Origin of the sequence: Sodalis sp. RH14, assembly GCF_047324285.1 — a bacterium.
Lineage (GTDB): Bacteria > Pseudomonadota > Gammaproteobacteria > Enterobacterales > Enterobacteriaceae > Acerihabitans.
Map to the genome: position 1 here is coordinate 1,344,960 of NZ_CP178739.1, position 19,507 is coordinate 1,364,466.

19 protein-coding genes, 2 tRNA genes and 3 other RNA genes are annotated in these 19,507 nt (G+C 57.1%); 15 read left to right on the forward strand and 9 right to left on the reverse strand.

Going from position 1 to position 19,507, the window contains the following annotated elements; genetic code table 11:
- Positions 1 to 139 precede the first annotated feature (139 nt).
- From ybgC to nadA, 13 genes are all read left to right on the forward strand, one after another.
- Positions 140 to 544 (forward strand): tol-pal system-associated acyl-CoA thioesterase, encoded by a 405-nt coding sequence (gene ybgC, locus ACL2XQ_RS05980; protein WP_410016038.1) that lies wholly within the window; start codon positions 140 to 142, stop codon positions 542 to 544.
- Complete coding sequence (tolQ, locus tag ACL2XQ_RS05985; protein WP_331121173.1) at positions 541 to 1,230, forward strand: Tol-Pal system protein TolQ; 690 nt, start codon at positions 541 to 543, stop codon at positions 1,228 to 1,230. Before ybgC ends, tolQ begins: the two co-directional genes overlap by 4 nt.
- Before the next feature lie 14 nt (positions 1,231 to 1,244).
- The gene (gene tolR, locus ACL2XQ_RS05990; RefSeq protein WP_410016037.1) at positions 1,245 to 1,667 is read left to right on the forward strand and encodes a colicin uptake protein TolR; all 423 of its coding nucleotides are present in this window, start codon (positions 1,245 to 1,247) and stop codon (positions 1,665 to 1,667) included.
- A gap of 54 nt (positions 1,668 to 1,721) precedes the next feature.
- A complete protein-coding gene (tolA, locus tag ACL2XQ_RS05995; RefSeq protein ID WP_410016036.1) occupies positions 1,722 to 3,068 on the forward strand; it encodes a cell envelope integrity protein TolA in 1,347 nt (448 codons plus the stop codon).
- A 141-nt stretch (positions 3,069 to 3,209) separates the two neighbouring features.
- Entirely contained in the window at positions 3,210 to 4,502 is a 1,293-nt protein-coding gene (gene tolB / locus ACL2XQ_RS06000; RefSeq protein WP_413727043.1) for a Tol-Pal system beta propeller repeat protein TolB, read from the forward strand.
- Positions 4,503 to 4,545: 43 nt separating this feature from the next.
- On the forward strand, positions 4,546 to 5,061 hold the full coding sequence (gene pal / locus ACL2XQ_RS06005; RefSeq protein ID WP_410016034.1) for a peptidoglycan-associated lipoprotein Pal: 516 nt from the start codon (positions 4,546 to 4,548) through the stop codon (positions 5,059 to 5,061).
- A 9-nt stretch (positions 5,062 to 5,070) separates the two neighbouring features.
- The gene (cpoB, locus tag ACL2XQ_RS06010; protein WP_413722320.1) at positions 5,071 to 5,883 is read left to right on the forward strand and encodes a cell division protein CpoB; all 813 of its coding nucleotides are present in this window, start codon (positions 5,071 to 5,073) and stop codon (positions 5,881 to 5,883) included.
- 177 nt (positions 5,884 to 6,060) lie between these two features.
- Positions 6,061 to 6,136: transfer RNA gene (locus ACL2XQ_RS06015), tRNA-Lys, on the forward strand.
- Positions 6,137 to 6,180: 44 nt separating this feature from the next.
- Positions 6,181 to 6,307, forward strand: a non-coding RNA gene (locus tag ACL2XQ_RS06020) — RtT sRNA.
- A gap of 33 nt (positions 6,308 to 6,340) precedes the next feature.
- A tRNA-Lys gene (locus ACL2XQ_RS06025) sits at positions 6,341 to 6,416 on the forward strand.
- Between the two features lie 43 nt (positions 6,417 to 6,459).
- Positions 6,460 to 6,586, forward strand: a non-coding RNA gene (locus ACL2XQ_RS06030) — RtT sRNA.
- Between the two features lie 44 nt (positions 6,587 to 6,630).
- Positions 6,631 to 6,757: non-coding RNA, RtT sRNA (locus ACL2XQ_RS06035), on the forward strand.
- A gap of 379 nt (positions 6,758 to 7,136) precedes the next feature.
- Positions 7,137 to 8,198: a quinolinate synthase NadA gene (gene nadA / locus ACL2XQ_RS06040; protein WP_413731164.1), complete on the forward strand. Its 1,062-nt coding sequence runs from the start codon at positions 7,137 to 7,139 to the stop codon at positions 8,196 to 8,198.
- Here the strand turns inward: nadA and zitB are convergent.
- Together zitB and ACL2XQ_RS06050 are read right to left on the reverse strand one after the other, a co-directional pair.
- The gene (zitB, locus tag ACL2XQ_RS06045; RefSeq protein ID WP_413722322.1) at positions 8,195 to 9,154 is read right to left on the reverse strand and encodes a CDF family zinc transporter ZitB; all 960 of its coding nucleotides are present in this window, start codon (positions 9,152 to 9,154) and stop codon (positions 8,195 to 8,197) included. The two genes, nadA and zitB, sit on opposite strands and share 4 nt — an antisense overlap.
- Before the next feature lie 287 nt (positions 9,155 to 9,441).
- On the reverse strand, positions 9,442 to 9,819 hold the full coding sequence (locus tag ACL2XQ_RS06050) for a protein YbgS (protein ID WP_410016030.1): 378 nt from the start codon (positions 9,817 to 9,819) through the stop codon (positions 9,442 to 9,444).
- A 324-nt stretch (positions 9,820 to 10,143) separates the two neighbouring features.
- On the opposite strand from ACL2XQ_RS06050, the gene aroG reads away from it, so the two are divergent.
- Positions 10,144 to 11,226, forward strand: coding sequence for a 3-deoxy-7-phosphoheptulonate synthase AroG (gene aroG, locus ACL2XQ_RS06055; protein ID WP_413722323.1), 1,083 nt, complete (start codon positions 10,144 to 10,146; stop codon positions 11,224 to 11,226).
- A 90-nt stretch (positions 11,227 to 11,316) separates the two neighbouring features.
- Here aroG and gpmA read toward each other — a convergent pair whose 3' ends face one another.
- The 7 genes from gpmA to modE all read right to left on the reverse strand — a co-directional run bounded on the left by gpmA (position 11,317) and on the right by modE (position 19,067).
- Positions 11,317 to 12,069 carry a 2,3-diphosphoglycerate-dependent phosphoglycerate mutase gene (gene gpmA / locus ACL2XQ_RS06060; RefSeq protein ID WP_410016028.1) on the reverse strand — a complete coding sequence of 251 codons (753 nt, stop codon included), beginning with the start codon at positions 12,067 to 12,069 and terminating at the stop codon, positions 11,317 to 11,319.
- 121 nt (positions 12,070 to 12,190) lie between these two features.
- Positions 12,191 to 13,237 carry a galactose-1-epimerase gene (galM, locus tag ACL2XQ_RS06065; protein WP_410016027.1) on the reverse strand — a complete coding sequence of 349 codons (1,047 nt, stop codon included), beginning with the start codon at positions 13,235 to 13,237 and terminating at the stop codon, positions 12,191 to 12,193.
- Positions 13,231 to 14,379 (reverse strand): galactokinase, encoded by a 1,149-nt coding sequence (gene galK / locus ACL2XQ_RS06070; RefSeq protein ID WP_413730748.1) that lies wholly within the window; start codon positions 14,377 to 14,379, stop codon positions 13,231 to 13,233. The genes galM and galK overlap by 7 nt, the downstream gene beginning before the upstream one ends.
- Positions 14,376 to 15,428, reverse strand: a complete 1,053-nt coding sequence (gene galT / locus ACL2XQ_RS06075) for a galactose-1-phosphate uridylyltransferase (protein WP_410016025.1) — start codon at positions 15,426 to 15,428, stop codon at positions 14,376 to 14,378. The genes galK and galT overlap by 4 nt, the downstream gene beginning before the upstream one ends.
- A 15-nt stretch (positions 15,429 to 15,443) precedes the next feature.
- On the reverse strand, positions 15,444 to 16,460 hold the full coding sequence (gene galE / locus ACL2XQ_RS06080; protein ID WP_413730746.1) for a UDP-glucose 4-epimerase GalE: 1,017 nt from the start codon (positions 16,458 to 16,460) through the stop codon (positions 15,444 to 15,446).
- A gap of 266 nt (positions 16,461 to 16,726) precedes the next feature.
- The gene (gene modF / locus ACL2XQ_RS06085) at positions 16,727 to 18,199 is read right to left on the reverse strand and encodes a molybdate ABC transporter ATP-binding protein ModF (RefSeq protein ID WP_413727040.1); all 1,473 of its coding nucleotides are present in this window, start codon (positions 18,197 to 18,199) and stop codon (positions 16,727 to 16,729) included.
- A gap of 76 nt (positions 18,200 to 18,275) precedes the next feature.
- Complete coding sequence (gene modE / locus ACL2XQ_RS06090; RefSeq protein ID WP_410016022.1) at positions 18,276 to 19,067, reverse strand: molybdenum-dependent transcriptional regulator; 792 nt, start codon at positions 19,065 to 19,067, stop codon at positions 18,276 to 18,278.
- A 221-nt stretch (positions 19,068 to 19,288) separates the two neighbouring features.
- Between modE and ACL2XQ_RS06095 the strand changes: the two genes are divergently transcribed.
- Positions 19,289 to 19,468 carry an AcrZ family multidrug efflux pump-associated protein gene (locus ACL2XQ_RS06095; protein ID WP_410016021.1) on the forward strand — a complete coding sequence of 60 codons (180 nt, stop codon included), beginning with the start codon at positions 19,289 to 19,291 and terminating at the stop codon, positions 19,466 to 19,468.
- Positions 19,469 to 19,507 lie beyond the last annotated feature (39 nt).

Genomic DNA, 19,507 nt, shown 5'->3' on the forward strand with positions numbered 1-19,507 from the left:
TTCTTTACATTGCCCGCCCCACGCGGCGCCGGTGCCCGCTTTATCCATAATTATTTTCATTCATCCGAGGTAATCCATTCCAAACGGGGTTGCTCTTGCGTATAGTAAGCACCGTTGTTTTGCGTTGCTGGGATGTACAGTGAGTAATACGTTATTCCGATGGCCGGTACGCGTCTATTATGAAGATACGGACGCCGGGGGTGTGGTTTATCACGCACGCTACGTGGTTTTTTACGAAAGGGCCCGTACCGAAATGCTGCGCCAGCATAATTTCCATCAGCATGCCTTCCTCAGCGAGAATATCGCGTTTGTGGTAAGGCGCATCACGGTGGACTATCTCGCCTCAGCGCGTCTGGACGATTTGCTGCAAGTGGAAAGTGAAATCGTCTCAATGCGCGGTGCCTCTCTGACTTTTGCGCAACGCATCCTGAACGCTGAAGGGCAACTTCTCAGCCAGGCGGATGTTTTGATAGCCTGTATTGATCTACACCAAATGAAGCCTGTCGCGCTTCCTAAGTCTATTGTCGCGGAGTTCAAGCAGTGACTGACATGAACATTTTTGATCTGTTCCTGAAAGCAAGCTTTCTGGTTAAACTGATCATGTTGATTTTAATGTGCTTTTCCATTGCATCCTGGGCGATCATCATCCAGCGCACCCGTATTTTAAACACGGCCACCCGCGAGGCGGAAGCCTTTGAGGACAAATTCTGGTCCGGTATTGAATTGTCCCGCTTGTATCAGGAAAGCCAGACCCGCCGCGACGTGCTGACGGGATCCGAGCAGATTTTTTATTCCGGCTTTAAAGAATTCGCCCGTTTGCACCGCGCCAACAGCCATGCGCCTGAAGCGGTGGTGGAAGGCGCCTCGCGCGCCATGCGGATTTCCATGAACCGCGAGCTGGAAGCGCTGGAAACCCATATTCCTTTCCTCGGCACCGTGGGCTCCATCAGCCCGTATATCGGCTTGTTCGGCACCGTCTGGGGCATCATGCATGCCTTTATCGGCCTGGGCGCGGTTAAGCAGGCCACCCTGCAAATGGTTGCTCCCGGTATCGCCGAAGCGCTGATCGCCACGGCCATCGGCCTGTTCGCCGCTATTCCGGCGGTGATGGCCTATAACCGCCTTAGCCAGCGCGTGAACAAGCTGGACCAGAACTACGACAACTTTACCGAAGAGTTCATCGCCATCCTGCATCGCCAGGCCTTCGCCAGCAGCGATAGCGCTAAGTAGAAGGAGGGGAGAACATGGCCCGCAGACGTGGTCGGAATCAAATTAAGTCGGAAATTAACATTGTTCCACTGCTTGACGTGCTGCTGGTGCTGGTGTTGATTTTCATGGCGACGGCACCCATTATCACCCAGAGCGTCGAGGTGGATTTGCCCGACGCGACGGATTCAAAAGCGGTCAGCAGCGATGATAATCCGCCGGTGATCGTCGAAGTATCGGGCGTTGGCCAGTACAGCCTGGTGGTGGATCACAACCGTATGGAACAGTTGCCGCCGGAGCAGGTGGTGGCCGAGGCGCGCTCGCGCATTACGGCCAATCCCAAAGCGGTATTCCTTATCGGCGGCGCGAAAGACGTGCCTTATGATGAGATTATCAAGGCGCTGAATTTGCTGCATCAGGCCGGCGTGAAGTCGGTGGGCCTGATGACCCAGCCCATTTAACGGCATGCTGATCATGCGCGATTTAACTGGCAAATCTGTTTGTGGGAATCGATTGTGGTAAAGGCAACCGAACAGAACGATAAGCTCAAACGCGCCATTATTATTTCGATTGTTCTGCATATTCTCCTTATCGGGTTACTGGTCTGGAGTTCCTACACGCAGACTCTCGAATCCAGTGGCGGCGGCGGAGGCGGCTCGTCCATCGACGCGGTTATGGTCGATCCCGGTGCCGTGGTGCAGCAGTATAACCGTCAACAGCAGCAGCAGACGGACGCTCAGCGCGCGTCGCAGCTGCGGGAAAAACAGGCGCAACAGCAGGCGGAAGAGCTGCAGCAAAAGCAGGCCGCCGAGCAGCAGCGCCTGAAAGAATTGGAAAAAGATCGGCTGGCGGCGCAGGAAGCGGCGCAGCAGCAGAAAGAACAGCAGGCGGAGCAGCAAAAACAGGCCGCGGAAGCCGCTAAACAGGCGGCGGAACAAAAGCAGCAGGCGGAAGCCGCCACCCAGCAGGCCAAGGAACAGCAGAAGCAGGCGGAAGCCGCGGCAGCCCAGGCCAAGGCCGAGGCGGCGCAGCAGGCCAAAGCCGCCGCCGAAGCGAAAAAACAGGCGGAAGCCGAGGCCAGTAAACAGGCCGCGGCGGCTGCGGCGGCGGCGAAAAAGCAGGCTGACGCGGCAGCGCAGGCCAAGGCCGAGCAGGCCGCCAAGGCGAAAGCCGTAGAAGACGCGAAAAAAGAAGCGGCCGCGGAAGCGGCGGCCGCCAAGGCGGAAGCCGCCAAAGCCGCCGCCGCCGAAAAAGCGGCGGCCACCGCCAAGGCCGACGCGGCCAAAGCGGCCGCCGCCAAAGCCGAAGCGGCCAAGGAAAAAGCAGACGCCGCCGCGGCGGCCAAGGCCGAACAGGCCGCCAAGGATAAAGCCGCCGCCGCGGCTGAAGCCAAGGCCGCCGCAGCAGCAGCCAAAAAAGCGGCCGGGGATGCGAAAAAAGCCGCCGCCGCCGCCGCTGCAAAAGAGTCTAATGAAGTCGATGATTTACTGGGTGGTTTGACCGATTCGAAAAACGCGCCCAAAGCCGGCGGCGGGCCAACCGGGGGCAGTAAGCCGAAAGGCACGGGCGCGAGCAAGGAGAGCGGGGCGTCGGGCGCGGAAATAAATAGTTACGCCGGTCAGGTTAAAGCGGCCATCGAAGCGAAGTTTTACAGCGATCCTTCATTCGCCGGCAAGACATGTGTGTTGCGCCTGAAGCTGGCTCCTGATGGCATGGTCATCTCGGTCTCTTCCGAAGGGGGCGACCCGGCCTTATGCCAGGCGGCTGTCTCGGCGGCGAAACTGGCTAAAATACCGAAACCGCCAAGCCAGGCCGTTTATGAAGTATTCAAAAATGCGCCAATTGATTTTAAACCGCAATAATGGGTAAAGAAGTCAAAATATACCGGTGATGGTTTAAGATTTAGACTATGTTGTCTACCTGATGTATATGGTTTTGTTTACGTGGTTTAGTTAAAATTCTGCTAATTTATCGTGGCGTATCGCCTCGGTATGGGAGATGAAATGAAGCAGGCATTTCGAGTAGCGCTAGGTTTAATGATTTTATGGGCATCCGTGCTGCATGCGGAAGTGCGAATTGAGATCACGCAAGGGGTTGACTCGGCGCGGCCGATTGGCGTGATTCCGTTTAAATGGGCGGGACCGGGCGCCGCGCCCGAGGACATCGGCGGCATTGTCGGCGCGGATTTGCGCAACAGCGGTAAATTTAACCCGATCGATGTGGCGCGTATGCCGCAGCAGCCCGCTACGGCCGCCGAAGTCACACCGGCGGCATGGACCGCCCTGGGTATCGACGCGGTTGTCGTGGGGCAGATCCAACCCAGCGCCGACGGTAATTTTGTCATCTCCTACCAACTGGTTGATACCTCCGGCAACCCCGGCGCGGTATTGGAGCAAAACCAGTTTAAAGTGAAAAAATCCGATCTGCGTTACGGTGCCCATGCCGCCAGCGACGGCGTTTTTGAAAAATTGACCGGGATCAAGGGCGCGTTTCGCACCCGTATCGCTTATGTGGTGCAAACCAACGGCGGGCAGTATCCTTATGAGCTGCGCATAGCCGACTATGACGGGTTCAACCAGTTTGTGGTCCACCGGTCTCCCCAGCCGCTGATGTCGCCGGCCTGGTCGCCTGACGGCAGCAAGGTGGCCTATGTGACGTTTGAAAGCGGGCGCTCGGCGCTGGTGGTGCAGGATGTCTATAAACAAACGGTAAGGCAGATTGCCAGCTTTCCGCAGCATAACGGCGCGCCGGCCTTTTCGCCGGACGGCTCCAAGCTGGCCTTCGCCCTGTCGAAATCCGGTAGTTTAAATATTTATGTGATGAATTTAGGCTCCGGCCAGATAACGCAAGTGACCGACGGTCGCAGCAACAACACGGAGCCGACCTGGTTCCCGGATAACCAGACCCTGGCGTATACCTCGGACCAGGGCGGCCGTCCGCAAGTGTATAAAGTGGGTATCAACGGCGGTAGCCCGCAGCGCCTGACCTGGGAAGGTTCCCAGAACCAGGACGCCGACGTGAGCGCGGACGGTAAGTTCCTGGTCATGGTCAGCAGCAACGGCGGCGCTCAGCATATCGCTAAACAAGATCTGGCGACGGGAGCCGTGCAAGTTTTAACGGCCACGTTCCTGGATGAAACACCTAGCCTCGCACCCAATGGCACCATGGTTATCTACAGCTCTACACAAGGGATGGGTTCCGTGCTACAGCTGGTTTCGATTGATGGGCGTTTCAAAGCGCGTCTTCCGGCGACTGATGGACAGGTCAAATTTCCTGCCTGGTCTCCGAATCTGTGATGCATGTGTAAATATGTATGGCAAACTATAAAAGGAAAATGAGATGCAACTGAACAAAGTGCTAAAAGGGCTGATGCTGGCCGTGCCTGTACTGGCTATCGCCGCGTGTAGTTCCCACAAAAGCGCTAACAATGGCGCAGATTCTGCCATGGGCGCTGGCACTGGTATGGACAATGCGAGCGGTGCCAATTCTTCTTCCGAAGAACAAGCGCGTCTGCAGATGCAAGAACTGCAACGGAACAATATCGTTTACTTCGATCTTGATAAATACGATATCCGTTCTGATTTCGCCCAGATGCTGGACGCACATGCTAACTTCCTGCGCAGCAACCCATCCTATAAAGTGACCGTAGAAGGTCATGCGGATGAACGCGGTACGCCGGAATATAACATCGCCCTGGGCGAACGTCGCGCCAATGCCGTGAAGATGTATCTTCAGGGTAAAGGCGTCTCTGTCGACCAGATCTCTATCGTATCTTACGGTAAAGAGAAGCCGGCTGTGCTGGGACATGACGAATCGGCTTATGCCAAAAACCGTCGTGCCGTACTGGTATACTAAGAGAATTGCATGAGCGGTAACTTCAGACATTACCTGTTAAGTCTGTCGTTGCTGGTTGGCGTAGCGGCCCCTTGGGCCGCTACCGCCCAAGCGCCAATCAGTAATGTCGGCTCCGGCTCGGTGGAAGATCGGGTCACTCAACTTGAGCGTATTTCCAACGCTCACGGTCAGCTATTAACTCAACTTCAGCAACAACTCTCCGACACTCAGCGCGATATCGATTCCTTGCGGGGTCAAATCCAGGAAAGCCAGTACCAGCTTTCGCAAGTGGTGGAGCGCCAGAAACAAATCTATCAGCAAATGGACAGCCTGAGCAGCAAAGGCGGCCAGGATGCGGCTGCGGCCACGCCTGACAGCGGTGCGGACAACAGCGGCGCGGCAACCCCGTCCACTGGCGCCAGCGCCGATGCGGCGGCTCCTGCGGCCTCTTCGGCCGGCGGCAGCACCGGTGACGCCAATACCGATTACAACGCGGCGGTGGCTTTGGTACTGGAGAAAAAACAGTACGATCAGGGCATCACGGCATTCCAGAATTTTGTTAAACGTTATCCGGATTCAACCTACCAGCCCAATGCCAACTACTGGTTGGGTCAGTTGAATTACAACAAAGGTAAAAAGGACGATGCGGCGTATTATTTTGCCCTGGTCGTTAAAAATTACCCCAAATCACCCAAAAGCTCCGAAGCCCTGTTTAAAGTTGGGGTAATCATGCAGGAAAAAGGCCAGACCGACAAAGCCAAGGCCGTTTACCAGCAGGTTATCAAACTTTATCCCAACACGGATTCTGCCAAACAAGCGCAAAAACGCCTGTCCAGTCTTTGAACCATTCAGGCCTCTTGCGGGTATTACCCGCCGGATTCAGGCCTGGATGCTCGAAGATCAAGCAGTTGAACGCTATTGTGCAAATTTAGGTTGCGCAGAAAATTTTAGAAAGTAATATATGCCGCCGTTGCCACGGGAAAGCGTGACATCCCGGGCGCCAGCAAAATACGGATATCAGGGTCGTTAGCTCAGTTGGTAGAGCAGTTGACTTTTAATCAATTGGTCGCAGGTTCGAATCCTGCACGACCCACCAATTTTGCAGATATCAAGCTTTATGAACACCGTCGCTAGTGTGGTATAGCGCAGGAGTTGTGCCAGATTCGAGCCTGCGCAGGTTCGAGCCGAGCGCAGCGAGACAGCGTTGCCGGTACGGCAACGACCCGGAGGGCGAGGCCAAGGCCGAGTCATCCTGCACGACCCACCACTATCCGGTCGCCACACAGTAAATCCCGCCAAGGGGTCGTTAGCTCAGTTGGTAGAGCAGTTGACTTTTAATCAATTGGTCGCAGGTTCGAATCCTGCACGACCCACCATTGTTATAAAATTCCCCAGGTTTGTTCCACTATACGTATTTACATAGCGCACTCGTCGTGCGGATGAGAACCTGCGCAGGTTCGAGCCGAGCGCAGCGAGACAGCGTTGCCGGTACGGCAACGCCCCGCAGGGCGAGGCCAAAGGCCGAGTCATCCTGCACGACCCACCATTATTATAAAGTTCCCCAAGCTTGTCGCCATTATCCGTATTTACATAGCGCACTCGTCGTGCGGATGAGAACCTGCGCAGGTTCGAGCCGAGCGCAGCGAGACAGCGTTGCCGGTACGGCAACGACCCGCAGGGCGAGGCCAACGGCCGAGTCATCCTGCACGACCCACCATTGTTATAAAATTCCCCAGGTTTGCCTCCACTATACGTATTTACATAGCGCACTCGTCGTGCGGATGAGAACCTGCGCAAGTTCGAGCCGAGCGCCGCGAGACAGCGTTATCCACAAGAATTTTGCGACACTGCGCCCTGTATCGCACATATCGACTGGTGCGGCGCCGTAAAATCCATTAATGTTTTGCCTTCAGCGCCTGCCTGCATACCAAAGTCATATTAACTAAACAAAAACACAAAAAAATACAAAATTAACAGGACATTTGGTTAAAAATTGATTATTTTGTTTAGTATATAAAACACACGCGCTGCATAGACTGTGCAAACGCCTTTAACGGCGCCCAGCCCATGCGCGGGAACACAGCAGGATATAAGCAATGAGCGAAGTGTTGGATGTCAATGCGGCCATCTATCCTTTCCCACCCAAACCGCGAGCCCTGAACGCGGATGAAAAAGAATTCTATTACGCCAAGATCGCGCGCTTGCTGAAACAGCGCAACGCCGTTATGGTCGCCCATTATTATACCGACCCGGAAATCCAGGCGCTGGCGGAGGCGACCGGCGGCTGCGTGGCCGATTCGCTTGAAATGGCGCGGTTTGGCAGCACGCATCCCGCCACCACGCTCCTGGTGGCCGGCGTGCGGTTTATGGGGGAAACGGCGAAAATCCTCAGCCCCGAGAAAACGGTGCTGATGCCGACCCTGAAGGCCGAATGTTCGCTGGATCTGGGATGCCCGGTGGAGGAGTTCAGCGCGTTTTGCGCCGCCCATCCGGACCGCACCGTGGTGGTCTACGCCAATACCTCGGCGGCGGTTAAAGCGCGCGCCGACTGGGTTGTCACCTCCAGCATCGCCGTTGATCTTATCGAGCATCTTGATAGCCTGGGGGAAAAAATCATCTGGGCGCCGGACCGGCATCTCGGAAGGTATGTACAAAGCCAGACCGGCGCGGATATTTTATGCTGGCAGAGCGCCTGCATCGTCCATGACGAGTTCAAGACCCAGGCATTGCTCAATATGAAACGGCTTTATCCGGACGCGGCGGTGCTGGTACACCCTGAATCGCCCCAGGCCATTGTCGCCATGGCCGATGCGGTCGGGTCGACCAGCCAGCTGATCCAGGCGGCAAAAACCCTGCCGCAGCAGCAAATGATCGTCGCGACCGATCGCGGCATATTTTATAAAATGCAGCAGGCCTGTCCGGATAAAACCCTGCTTGAGGCGCCCACCGCCGGTGATGGCGCCACCTGCCGCAGCTGCGCCCATTGCCCCTGGATGGCCATGAACGGCCTGAAAGCCGTCGCTGACGGCCTTGAACAGGGCGGGGCTGCCCATGAGGTCCATGTGCCGGATGAATTGCGTGTCAAGGCGCTGGTGCCGTTAAACCGCATGCTGGCTTTTGCCGCCGAGCTTAAGGTACGGGTTACCGGCAACGCTTAATGATGATGGTGGGCATGGGCCAGCCCGCCGCCGTCGTTGATACCGCAATCGTCCTCGGGGCAGTTGCGGTATTCCATCTGCACGGTGGCATGGCTGATGTGATAATGGTCCAGCAGAAAATGCTGGATTTGATGCAGCAGCGCATCATGATCATAGGGCGGAATCACCTGCGCATGCAGGGTCATCACCGGTTTTTCGCCCACTTGCCAGATATGGACATGATGGATATTGCGCACCTCGGGAATATTCAGCGACAGATCCCGTTTCAGTTTCTCGATATCTATGCGGCTGGGCGTGCCCTCGAGCAGCTCATGGAGGCTTTCGCGCATCAGCCGCCAACCGCTGCGCAGCACCAGGCACGAGACCAGGATGGATAAGATCGGATCGATGGGCATCCAGCCGGTCATCAATATCACCACCGCCGCGATAATCGCCCCGACCGATCCCAATAAATCCCCCAGCACATGCAGCGCGGCGGCGCGCAGGTTGATGTTTTTTTCACCTTCTCCCCCATGCAGCAGCACGAAAGACAGCAGGTTGGCCAACAGGCCGGCAACGGCGATAATCATCATGGTCCAGCCGGCCACCGGATGGGGTTGGTAAAAACGCCGTATCGCCTCCCAGACAATCAGCGCGGTAATCAACAGCAGAGCCAGCGCGTTCACGAAGGCCGCCAGGGTGGTCAATCTCAGGTAGCCGAAGGTATGGCTGCTGCTGGGTTTACGTTGGGCGAACCGTACCGCCAGCAAGGCCATCAACAACGCGGCGGCGTCGGTCAGCATATGCCCCGCATCGGCCAGCAGCGCCAGCGATCCCGACAGCAGCCCGCCCGCCACTTCCACGGCCATAAAAACAGCCGTTACGGCAAAGGCCGCCATCAGGCGTTTATTATTGTTGTTCGCCTGCGTCCCATGCTCCTGGGCATGGGATGGCGAAGGGTTATGTGTCGATGCCATGCATTTTCCTGTAAAAGCGCAACCTGTCTACCAAGATAGTAGCCGAGAAACGAAGGGTTGCCGTAGGGATTTCTCAGGTTATTATGGTAACGGCGGCGGTAATAATAAATGCCGCGGGCGGCGGAACGTTGCGCCGGTTTGGCGCCTTGATGCTATTCTTTATAACAAACGCGCTGGATAATGCCGCTCAGCAGCCATAATACATAAAAAAAGAAACCAGGCGGTAACCTGATTTCTCTTGAAAAAGCTGAATAATAAAGCAGGGGGAAGCCTGCCGGGTTCAGTTTTTAATTGGTGGTGCCGTCGGTTTTAGTGGCCTCGGTAGTGCCGCTTTGGCCGGTTTCAACTTTGGAATTGGTGTCCGGGCAACGGCCGTCTTTACACATGGTATTTTTGTGTACCTCGGAGGCGTTTAAATCAGAGGTGGCGTCGGTGCTGCCGGTCTTGGAGGTATCGGTGCCGCCGGTATTGATTTTGTCGTTGCTGACGCCATTTGGCGCGGTATTCTCTTTAGAACCGGCACCGCCAGATTGGTTTTGCTGGCCATTATTGGAATTGGTGCTGCCGGCTGCTGTGGAATCTGCAGCCATGGCCGCACCGCTGCCCAGGGTCATTACAGCGGTAATAAACAACATTGCCATTTTCTTCGTGGTAGTGGTTTGCATATTATTTTCCCTCTTTCGTGCCAGGGGTGATTATCAAACCCGCATTTTGACATGTTTAGCGGGCGCAAAACCTCACCGAGGCGCACCCAATGGCCTCGCAAGGAAATGGTAAGCCGAAAGAGCGGGGCTTTTAAGTTCCCGTTATCGTTGGCTTATCACTATTTAAGGATAGCCAAGAATCGGGAGTTATCAAATTTCAAGGCAATTTACTGGCGAAAGGCTTGAAAGCATGTGTACAGTATCAATCCCGCCAGTGAGATTAAACGGCAAAAATTCAAGATGTTATGAATAAGCGCAGCCGCGTGGAGAGAAAACGGACCCCCTATGAATTACCTTAACGACGATCTAAGAATTAAAGATATTAAAGAGTTACTGCCGCCGGTGGCGCTGCTGGAAAAATTCCCCGCCACCGAGCGCGCCGCCAGGACGGTATCAAGCGCCCGCGCCGCAATTCACAAGATCCTCAAGGGCAACGACGACCGCCTGCTGGTGGTTATCGGCCCCTGCTCGATTCATGATACCGCGGCGGCCACAGAATATGCCGCGCGTTTGCTTGCTTTGCGCCAGCAGCTGAGCGGCGATCTGGAAATAGTGATGCGGGTATATTTTGAGAAGCCGCGCACCACCGTAGGCTGGAAAGGGCTTATCAATGACCCGTTAATGGATAACAGCTTCCAGATTAACCAGGGCCTGCGCATTGCCCGTAAACTCCTGCTGGATATTAACGATACCGGCCTGCCGGCGGCCGGCGAGTTCCTGGATATGATCACCCCGCAGTATGTCGCGGACCTGATGAGCTGGGGCGCCATCGGCGCGCGCACCACCGAGTCACAGGTGCATCGCGAGCTGGCCTCAGGCCTCTCCTGTCCGGTGGGTTTTAAAAACGGCACCGACGGCACCATCAAGGTCGCCATTGACGCTATCAATGCCGCCGGCGCCGCCCATTGTTTTTTGTCGGTGACCAAGTGGGGCCATTCCGCCATCGTCAACACCAGCGGCAATAGCGACTGCCATATCATTCTGCGCGGCGGCAGGGAGCCCAATTACAGCGCTCACCATGTTAACGCGGTAAAAGTGGGGCTGGCCAAGGCCAACCTGCCCGCCCAGGTGATGATAGATTGCAGCCACGCTAACAGCAGCAAGCAGTACAAAAAACAAATGGAGGTCGCGCAGGATGTCTGCACGCAGCTGACGGCGGGCGAAAAGGGCATTATCGGCGTCATGGTGGAAAGCCACCTGGTGGAGGGTAACCAGAGCCTTGAGAGCGGTGAACCCCTGGTTTATGGCAAAAGCATTACCGATGCCTGCATAGGCTGGCCGGATACCGAAGCGATGTTAAACCAATTGGCCCAGGCGGTACGGGCACGGCGTCTGGCGGCGGGCCGGGACGTTAACCCTGCTGCCTGAAAGGATATTGCCGGATGATGCTTATCCGGCAAATAACGCGGATTTGCGGCGTTTATTCTCCCGGCGCGGGCGCCGGGAGGATTTACAGGGTTATTTCGCTTTACCCTGGTTGGCTACCGCGGCGGCCTTGGCGGCGATTTCCGCGGCGTTGCCCAGATAGTAATGCTTCACAGGTTTCATGTTTTCGTCGAATTCATACACCAGCGGTACGCCGGTCGGGATATTCAGCTCAAGAATCTCTTCTTCGCTCATATTATCCAGAAATTTCACCAAGGCGCGGATCGAGTTGCCGTGCGCGGCGATAATAACGCGCTCGCCTTTTTTCATGCGCGGTAAAATTGTATCGTTCCAGTAGGGGGTGACGCGCTCAATGGTCAGCGCCAGGCTTTCAGTGGTCGGCAGCTCTTCCGCGGTCAGTTTTGCGTAACGGGGATCGTGGCCGGGGAAACGTTCGTCATCGCGGCTCAATTCCGGCGGAGTGACGGCAAAACCACGACGCCATTGCTTTACCTGTTCGTCGCCGTATTTTTCAGCGGTTTCCGATTTGTTCAGACCCTGCAACGCGCCGTAATGGCGTTCATTCAGGCGCCAGGATTTTTCCACCGGCAGCCAGGCCTGATCCAGTTCGTCCAGAATGTTCCACAGAGTATGGATGGCGCGCTTTAAAACGGAAGTATAAGCAAAATCGAAGATAAAACCTTCTTCCTTCAGCTGCTTACCCGCTTGTTTCGCTTCAGTACGGCCTTTGTCGGACAGATCGACGTCCGTCCAGCCGGTGAAACGATTTTCATTGTTCCACTGGCTTTCACCGTGTCGTACCAGAACCAGTTTCGTTACAGCCATCGCTTGACTCCTTAAAGTCTAAAGATTTTTATGAATACTATTAGCATTATATTGCCTGGCCGGGTGGGGCGGCAACCGCATAAGGTCAAACATAGCGAAATAAATGGTTCAGCGATAGCAGTCAGAGCGCGACAAACTGATAACGGGTTGATGAATGATAAGTTTCACCGGGTTTTAGCCAACAATCCGGCTGTGGCCATTCCGGATGGTTAGGGCTGTCCGGCAGGAATTCGCTTTCCAGCGCCACGCCGCTGTAGTTCTGATAATCGCCGCCCTGGCGCGCCGGCGTGCCGGCCAGGAAATTGCCGGTATAAAGCTGTAGCGCCGGCGCGGTGGTATACACTTTCAGCAAGACCTGATTATCCGCCGACCACAACTGGGCAGCCGGCGTCTCGCCGTCAGTGCAAGCGGGGTAGAGCAGATAGGCGTGATCATAGCCTTTCATGCGCTGCTGATCGCGATCGCGCAGGAAATCCCTGGCGATGGTCTTGGGCTGGCGAAAATCCATGCCGGTATTTTCCACATCGGTTAACGGCGCGCAGGGAATGCCTTCGCTGTCCACCGGCAGGTATTGCGTGGCGTAAATCTGCAGTTTTTGCTGGCGCACATCGCTATTGGCGCCGTCCAGATGGAAATAAGCATGGTTGGTCAGGTTTACCGGGCACGCTTTATCCACCGTCGCCCGATAGTCAATGGCCACCTGGCCGTCGTCGTTAACGGTATAGCGCACTTCGGCGACCAGATTACCCGGAAACCCCTGATCGCCGTCGGCGGATTGCAGCCGGAACAGCACTGAGGTCTGGGTATGTTCGACGCATAACCAGCGGCGGGCGTGGAATCCCTGCGGACCGCCGTGCAGCTGATGGGCGCCCTGATTGGCGCTGAGCGGCCAGGTGCCGCCGCTACGGGTCAGGGTGGCATTGGCGATACGGTTGGCATAGCGGCCGACGGTGGCACCCAGGTAGGCCGTCTGGCGGGTATATTCCTCCGGCGACGGACAGCCCAGGAGCACCTCGCGCTTATTGCCGGATTTCAGCGGCAGCTGGCACGAAAGCCAGGTGGCGCCCCAATCCATCAGCGTAATCTGCATCCCCTGTTCGGTTCCCAGGGTGACGCATTGGAATGGCTGGCCGTCAGGGGCGATACCTGATTCATACTCTTTTAGCATATGGCTGTTCCTTCACTCGCGTGACATACATAAAACGCCTCTTTCAGGCCGGTTTTTTGCTGATACTGGCTGGCGACCGCCTGGCGCACCGCGTCAACGAGGTCCGTCGGCATCAGCGCCACCACGCATCCGCCAAAACCACCGCCGGTCATGCGCACGCCGCCCCGATCGCCGATTTCCCGCTTCACGATGTCCACCAGGGTATCGATGGGCGGCACGGTAATCTCAAAGTCGTCGCGCATCGAGGCATGGGACTGCGCCATCAGGGTGCCCATCAGGGTCAAATCGCCCGCGGCCAGGGCATCCGCCGCCGCCAGCGTGCGCGCGTTTTCCGTCAGGACATGGCGCACGCGCTTAGCGACAACCGGATCCAATTCATGCTCAACGGCGGCGAACTGGCTTAATTCCACATCGCGCAGCTTATCGGCGGTAAAAAAACGCGCGCCGGTTTCGCATTGTTCGCGGCGGGCATTGTATTCACTGTCCACCAGACCGCGTTTGACGTTGGAATTGATAATCACCACCGCCACGTTATCCGGCATCGGCACCGCGCGCGTGCCCAGGGTGCGGCAATCGATCAGCAGCGCGTGGTTATCCTTGCCCAGCGCGGAGATCAGCTGATCCATAATGCCGCAGTTACAGCCGACAAACTGGTTCTCCGCTTCCTGGCCGTTCAGCGCCAGGGCGACGTTATCCAGCGCCAGGTGATAAAGCGTTTGTATCGCCTTGCCCACCGCCACTTCCAGCGAGGCCGACGAGCTTAAGCCCGCGCCCTGCGGGACGTTGCCGCTCAGTACCAGATCGGCGCCGCCGAAGTGCGGGTCGCGTTGCTGTAAATGTTTGATCACGCCGCGCACATAATTGGACCATTGCTGGGTCGGATGAGACAAAATTGGCTCATCCAGGGAAAAAATGTCTTGCTCGCCGTCACAATCCACGGCAATAACCCGGATTTGACGATCATCACGTTTTGCCGCGCTTACAACCGTGGCGTAGTCAATGGCGCACGGCAGTACAAAACCGTCATTATAGTCGGTGTGTTCGCCAATCAGATTAACGCGCCCGGGAGCCTGTACCGTGAGGGTGGCGTCATAGCCGTAGGTCTGGCGGAAAACAGCTTCGGTGGTGTTTTTTAAGGTCATTGTGCTACTCCGGATTCCCGAAAATGAATATCGCTGACCGCGCGCAGGCGATCGCTGGCTTGTTCAGCGGTCAGGTCACGCTGGGTTTCCGCCAGCATTTCATAACCAACCATAAATTTCCGCACCGTTGCCGAACGTAACAGGGGCGGATAAAAGTGTGCGTGCAGCTGCCAGTGGCTATTGTCCTGCTCAAGATAGGGCGCGCCGTGCCAGCCCATCGAATAAGGAAAGGAGCAGTTGAACAAATTATCGTAACGGCTGGTCAGCTTTTTAATGGCCACGGCCAGATCGGCGCTTTGCGCGGGGTCCAGGTCGTCCAGACGCAACACATGGGCCTTGGGCAGCAGCAGGGTTTCAAACGGCCAGGCCGCCCAGTAGGGCACCACCGCCAGCCAGTGTTCGGTTTCCACCACCGTGCGCGCGCCGTCCGCCAGTTCCAGCTTCAGGTAATCCATCAGCAGCGGGGAATGCTGCTGCAAGAAGTAGTCGCGCTGCAGCCGGTCTTCGCGCTCGGCCTCGTTGGGCAAAAAGCTGTTGGCCCAGATCTGGCCGTGCGGATGGGGGTTGGAGCATCCCATGGCCGCGCCTTTATTTTCAAATACCTGCACCCAGGGATAGCGCTGTCCCAGATCGGCGCTTTGTTCCTGCCAGGTCTTGATCACGGCTTCCAGCGCCGGCAAAGATAACTCCGGCAGGGTTTTGCTGTGATCGGGGGAAAAACAGATAACGCGACTGGTGCCGCGCGCGCTTTCACAGCGCATCAGGGGATTATCGCCGGCCGGGGCGTCCGGGGTATCCGTCATCAGCGCGGCAAAATCATTGGTAAATACGTAGGTGGTGGTGTAGTCGGGGTTTTTATCGCCCGATACGCGGGTATTGCCCGGACAGAGAAAACAGTCGGGGTCGTGCCGGGGCAACGTTTGCACCGACGGCGTTTCCTGCTGGCCCTGCCACGGGCGCTTGGCGCGGTGCGGCGAGACCAGAACCCATTGTCCGCTGAGCGGATTGTACCGCCGATGGGGATGATCGACGGGGTTAAAATGTTGCATACTTTCTCCTGAAACTCAATCCGGATAACCGTTCGGGTGGCGCGACTGCCAGCGCCAGGTATCGGCGGCCATCTCTTCCAGCGAGCGGCTGACCCGCCAGTGCAAATCACGCGCGGCTTTATCCGGCGCGGCCCAATAGGCGGCCAGATCGCCTTCGCGGCGCGGCGCGAAATGATATGGCACCGGTTTGCCGCAGGCGTTGCTAAAGGCTTTCACCACGTCCAGCACGCTGTACCCGACGCCGGCGCCAAGATTATAAATATGGGTGCCGGGTTTATCCCGCAGCGCCTTCAGCGCCGCGACATGGCCGTCCGCCAGATCCATGACATGAATATAGTCGCGTACGCCGGTGCCGTCATGGGTGGGGAAATCATTACCGAAGATGGCCAGTGATGGACGGCGCCCCACCGCAACCTGGGCGATAAACGGCATCAGGTTGTTGGGAATGCCCTGCGGGTCTTCGCCCATATCGCCGGAGGGATGGGCGCCGGCCGGATTGAAATAGCGTAATAATGTCATGCTCCACTCCGGCTGCGCGCGCTGCGCGTCCGCCAGGATCTGCTCGACCATCAGCTTGCTGCGGCCATAGGGGCTGGAAGGCTGGCCGGTGGGAAGGCTTTCGTCATAGGGGACCACGGGCTGATCGCCGTATACGGTGGCCGAAGAGCTGAAGATCAGGTTCCTGACGCCCGCCTCGCGCATGGCGGCCACCAGCGTCAGGGTGCCGCAGACATTGTTATCATAGTAGTCGATGGGTTTTTGCACCGATTCGCCCACCGCTTTCAAACCGGCGAAATGGATCACGGCATCGATGGCATGCTCGGCAAAAATGCGTGCCAATAACGCCTTATCTCGGACATCGCCGTGGTAAAACGCGGGTGTTATCTTGCTGAGGCGCGCCATTGTTTCAAGCACGCTGCGTTTGCTATTGCTCAGGTTATCCAAAATGACCGGGCTGAAACCGGCAGCGCTCAACTGCAGGCAGGTATGACTACCAATGTAACCGCTACCACCCGTGACTAATATAGACATTTATGACTCCTGTAACCTTTCATCGCGGTAAATTAGCATGGCTAAAACCGAAAAAAGGTGATCGTACCGATAAAAAATGAAATCGATTACACTCAATATTAGCGCATTTTCGCGCGCCATGCCTCAGGCAAAATCAGAGGTTGGCCAGGATAATCACGAAGGAATGAGGAAGGCCGGCCGGAAAAGGGGAGAGCGTTCCCACCGGCCTATCATCCGCATCGCCGCCAGGCAGGGCGGCGATGCGGGGTTAACGTCGCGCCGGAGCGCTAACGGCGCAGGTCATCGATCTGATAGCGATAGGCATCATCCTGGGGGACGAACGTCAGCCGGTGAGTAATACAGTGCGGGGCATCTTCCGCGTGATGGGAAACAAACAGCAACTGCGTTTCGCCTTCGCCGATCAGCACGTCGATCCAACGGCGCACCAGCTGCCGGTTAAGGGGGTCCAGCCCTTGCAGCGGCTCGTCTAGAATCAGCAGGGCGGGGTGCTTGACCAGGGCGCGGGCGATAAGCGTCAGGCGCTGCTGTCCCCAGGATAAGCCGTGAAACGGCGCATCCGCCGTCGCCTCCAGCCCCAGCAGTCGCAGCCATTGGCCGGTCAGCTGCTGCTGGCGGTCGGACACCGCCTGGTAGACGCCGATGGAATCAAAAAAGCCGGATAAAATCACGCTGCGCGCGCTGGCGCTGACCCGGTAATCCAGATGCAGGCTGCTGCTGACATAGCCGATATGCCGTTTAATATCCCAAATCGTTTCGCCGCTGCCGCGGCGGCGGCCGAACAGCGTCAGGTCATTGCTGTAACCCTGGGGATGATCGCCGGTTACCAGGCTGAGCAGGGTTGATTTGCCGGCGCCGTTCGGCCCGACAATTTGCCAGTGCTGGCCGGGCAATACCTCCCAGTCAAGATGATGCAGGATCGGCCGATCCTGGTAGGAGACCACGCCGTTGCGCAGGGTGATCAGCGGCCGGTCGGCGGGCAGGGCGACGTTTTGCCTGGGCGCTTCGGTTTCCGGCAGGCGCATGCCGGAAAGGGATTCCGCGTGCGCCAGCTGCGCCACCAGCGCCTCGGCCAAAAGCGTGGCGCGATCGCCGGTACAGGTTAAGGCGCAATCCACCAGGATGCCGACGTTATCGATATAGTCGGGGATATCGTCAAACCGGTTAAGCACCAGCACCAGGGTCATGGACCTGTCCGCCAGGACGCGCAGCATATCGCCGAGCTGCGCCCGGGAGGCGACATCCAATCCGTCGAAGGGCTCATCCAGGATCAACAGGTCCGGCCGGGCCATCAGCGCCTGGCACAGCAGGGTTTTACGCGTTTCACCCGTCGACAGGTATTTAAAGCGGCGCGATAGCAAATGCGTTATGCCAAACCGCCCGGCCAGTTCATGGCATAACGCCGCGTCACTGATATCCTGCTGAATGATTTCTGCGGTGGTACGCCCGGTGTCCTCCTCGCCATCGCTCAGCAGATCGGTATTGTTGCGTTGCCATTCCTGCTCGACCAGTTTTTGCAACTGCTCCAGTGAAAGCCGGGAGATGCGTTGATAATCGCTTTGCCTCAGGCCGGACAACACCGCCAAATCACCGGCCAGGGCGCGGGCCAGGGCGGACTTGCCGCTGCCGTTGGCGCCGACAAAGGCCCAGCGCTCTGCGCTGCGCAGCGTCAATTCTCCGATAGTTAACCGGCGTGTATCGCTAAGACGAAACGACCCTTGCGAAATATGCAATGACGACATTGATTGTTCCTTTTTATGCAACTTATGTCGTCAGCATCTTTTTTTTACCGCCTAAAGTCAATGCACAGGCGCGCTTTCAGCACAGCGTGGCGATGATGACCTGGTCGGCGTTAAAATATGCTGTGATTGGCAGTCCCGCCGACAAATGTTGTTCGGCCGCCGCATTTTTTGGCAAGGTGGCGCAGACGATTTCCCCGCCGGCAAGCTTCAGCAGCGCCTCGTCGTTCTCCTCGCCTTCTTCCAGATGGGCCAGGGTGCCGTGCAGGACATTATCGGCGCCGGGGACGGCGACATGGCCCGCGCGCACCGACACCCAGGGCGCTTTGATAAGCAGCAGCACTTCCTTCCCCGGCGCCAGCTGCAACCGGTCGGCGCTTTGCTGCGTCAGGGCCACCGCCAGCCGTGTGCGCCCATCCGCCAGCAGGATATCGACGTGTTGCTGCACCTGCTGATGGCTGCGCGTGAGCACGGTGCCGAAAAATTGGTTGCGGGCGCTGGTCTGCAGCGAAAAGCGCGAAATGGCCGCCAACAGGCTATCAAGCGGTAACGGGTCGTCCTGCAGCACGTCAAAGGCCTTTTGCTGGATTTGTCCCAACAGGTCGTAAAGCTGCAGCAGCCGCTCCGCATACCGCGTCAGAGTGGCGCCGCCGCCGCCTTTGCCGCCGGTGGCGCGTTCCACCAGGGTCTGCTCCGCCAGTTCGTTCATGGCGCTGATGGCGTCCCAGGCGCTTTTATAGCTGATGCCCGCCAGTTTTGCGCCCTGGCTGATGGAGCCGGTGTGTTTGATCTGCTTGAGCAGGGCGATGCGCCGCGGATCGGCAAAAAGGCGTTGCTGGAGTTTCAGGGTTAAAAGAATTTCGGCCTGCATGCCTGTGCGCCTTGTATGAGATTAAACGTTGCGCTGGGTGACGCGCGTTGATGGCTACGAATTGTCGCCGATCTTACGCCGGCGGGCAAATGACCTGTCGCCGCGCGTGCGCTTTCTGCGGGGTATAACATAAAAAGCCTAAGTTGCCGCGCCATAAACTGGTATAAAGGGGGATAAGCATAGCAACATCGCCGGCGGCAGCGGCATGATACGAGGTGAAGATGTTAGAATTACTGGAAAGTTTGCTAATGGTAGTGCTGATGGTGCCCATCGTGATGGTGATCATTCTTGGATCAATCTATGGCCTGGGCGAGCTGTTTAACATTATCTCGAAAATCGGCCAGCCTAAACAGAAGCGTGATCCCCATGCCGATGATAAGCGCGGTGCCGATGCGCATTAATGGTGACGGGCCTGTGCCGCTTTGGTGGTAATCATTCGC

Excerpts from the sequence above, each read along its gene's own strand:
- galT (WP_410016025.1), bottom strand. The coding sequence starts at position 15,428 with ATGCAACATTTTAACCCCGTCGATCATCCCCATCGGCGGTACAATCCG.
- ACL2XQ_RS06050 (WP_410016030.1), bottom strand. The coding sequence starts at position 9,819 with ATGCAAACCACTACCACGAAGAAAATGGCAATGTTGTTTATTACCGCT.
- aroG (WP_413722323.1), top strand. The coding sequence starts at position 10,144 with ATGAATTACCTTAACGACGATCTAAGAATTAAAGATATTAAAGAGTTA.
- galK (WP_413730748.1), bottom strand. The coding sequence starts at position 14,379 with ATGACCTTAAAAAACACCACCGAAGCTGTTTTCCGCCAGACCTACGGC.
- ACL2XQ_RS06095 (WP_410016021.1), top strand. The coding sequence starts at position 19,289 with ATGTTAGAATTACTGGAAAGTTTGCTAATGGTAGTGCTGATGGTGCCC.
- zitB (WP_413722322.1), bottom strand. The coding sequence starts at position 9,154 with ATGGCATCGACACATAACCCTTCGCCATCCCATGCCCAGGAGCATGGG.
- cpoB (WP_413722320.1), top strand. The coding sequence starts at position 5,071 with ATGAGCGGTAACTTCAGACATTACCTGTTAAGTCTGTCGTTGCTGGTT.
- pal (WP_410016034.1), top strand. The coding sequence starts at position 4,546 with ATGCAACTGAACAAAGTGCTAAAAGGGCTGATGCTGGCCGTGCCTGTA.
- gpmA (WP_410016028.1), bottom strand. The coding sequence starts at position 12,069 with ATGGCTGTAACGAAACTGGTTCTGGTACGACACGGTGAAAGCCAGTGG.
- tolB (WP_413727043.1), top strand. The coding sequence starts at position 3,210 with ATGAAGCAGGCATTTCGAGTAGCGCTAGGTTTAATGATTTTATGGGCA.
- modE (WP_410016022.1), bottom strand. The coding sequence starts at position 19,067 with ATGCAGGCCGAAATTCTTTTAACCCTGAAACTCCAGCAACGCCTTTTT.
- galE (WP_413730746.1), bottom strand. The coding sequence starts at position 16,460 with ATGTCTATATTAGTCACGGGTGGTAGCGGTTACATTGGTAGTCATACC.
- tolR (WP_410016037.1), top strand. The coding sequence starts at position 1,245 with ATGGCCCGCAGACGTGGTCGGAATCAAATTAAGTCGGAAATTAACATT.
- nadA (WP_413731164.1), top strand. The coding sequence starts at position 7,137 with ATGAGCGAAGTGTTGGATGTCAATGCGGCCATCTATCCTTTCCCACCC.
- modF (WP_413727040.1), bottom strand. The coding sequence starts at position 18,199 with ATGTCGTCATTGCATATTTCGCAAGGGTCGTTTCGTCTTAGCGATACA.
- galM (WP_410016027.1), bottom strand. The coding sequence starts at position 13,237 with ATGCTAAAAGAGTATGAATCAGGTATCGCCCCTGACGGCCAGCCATTC.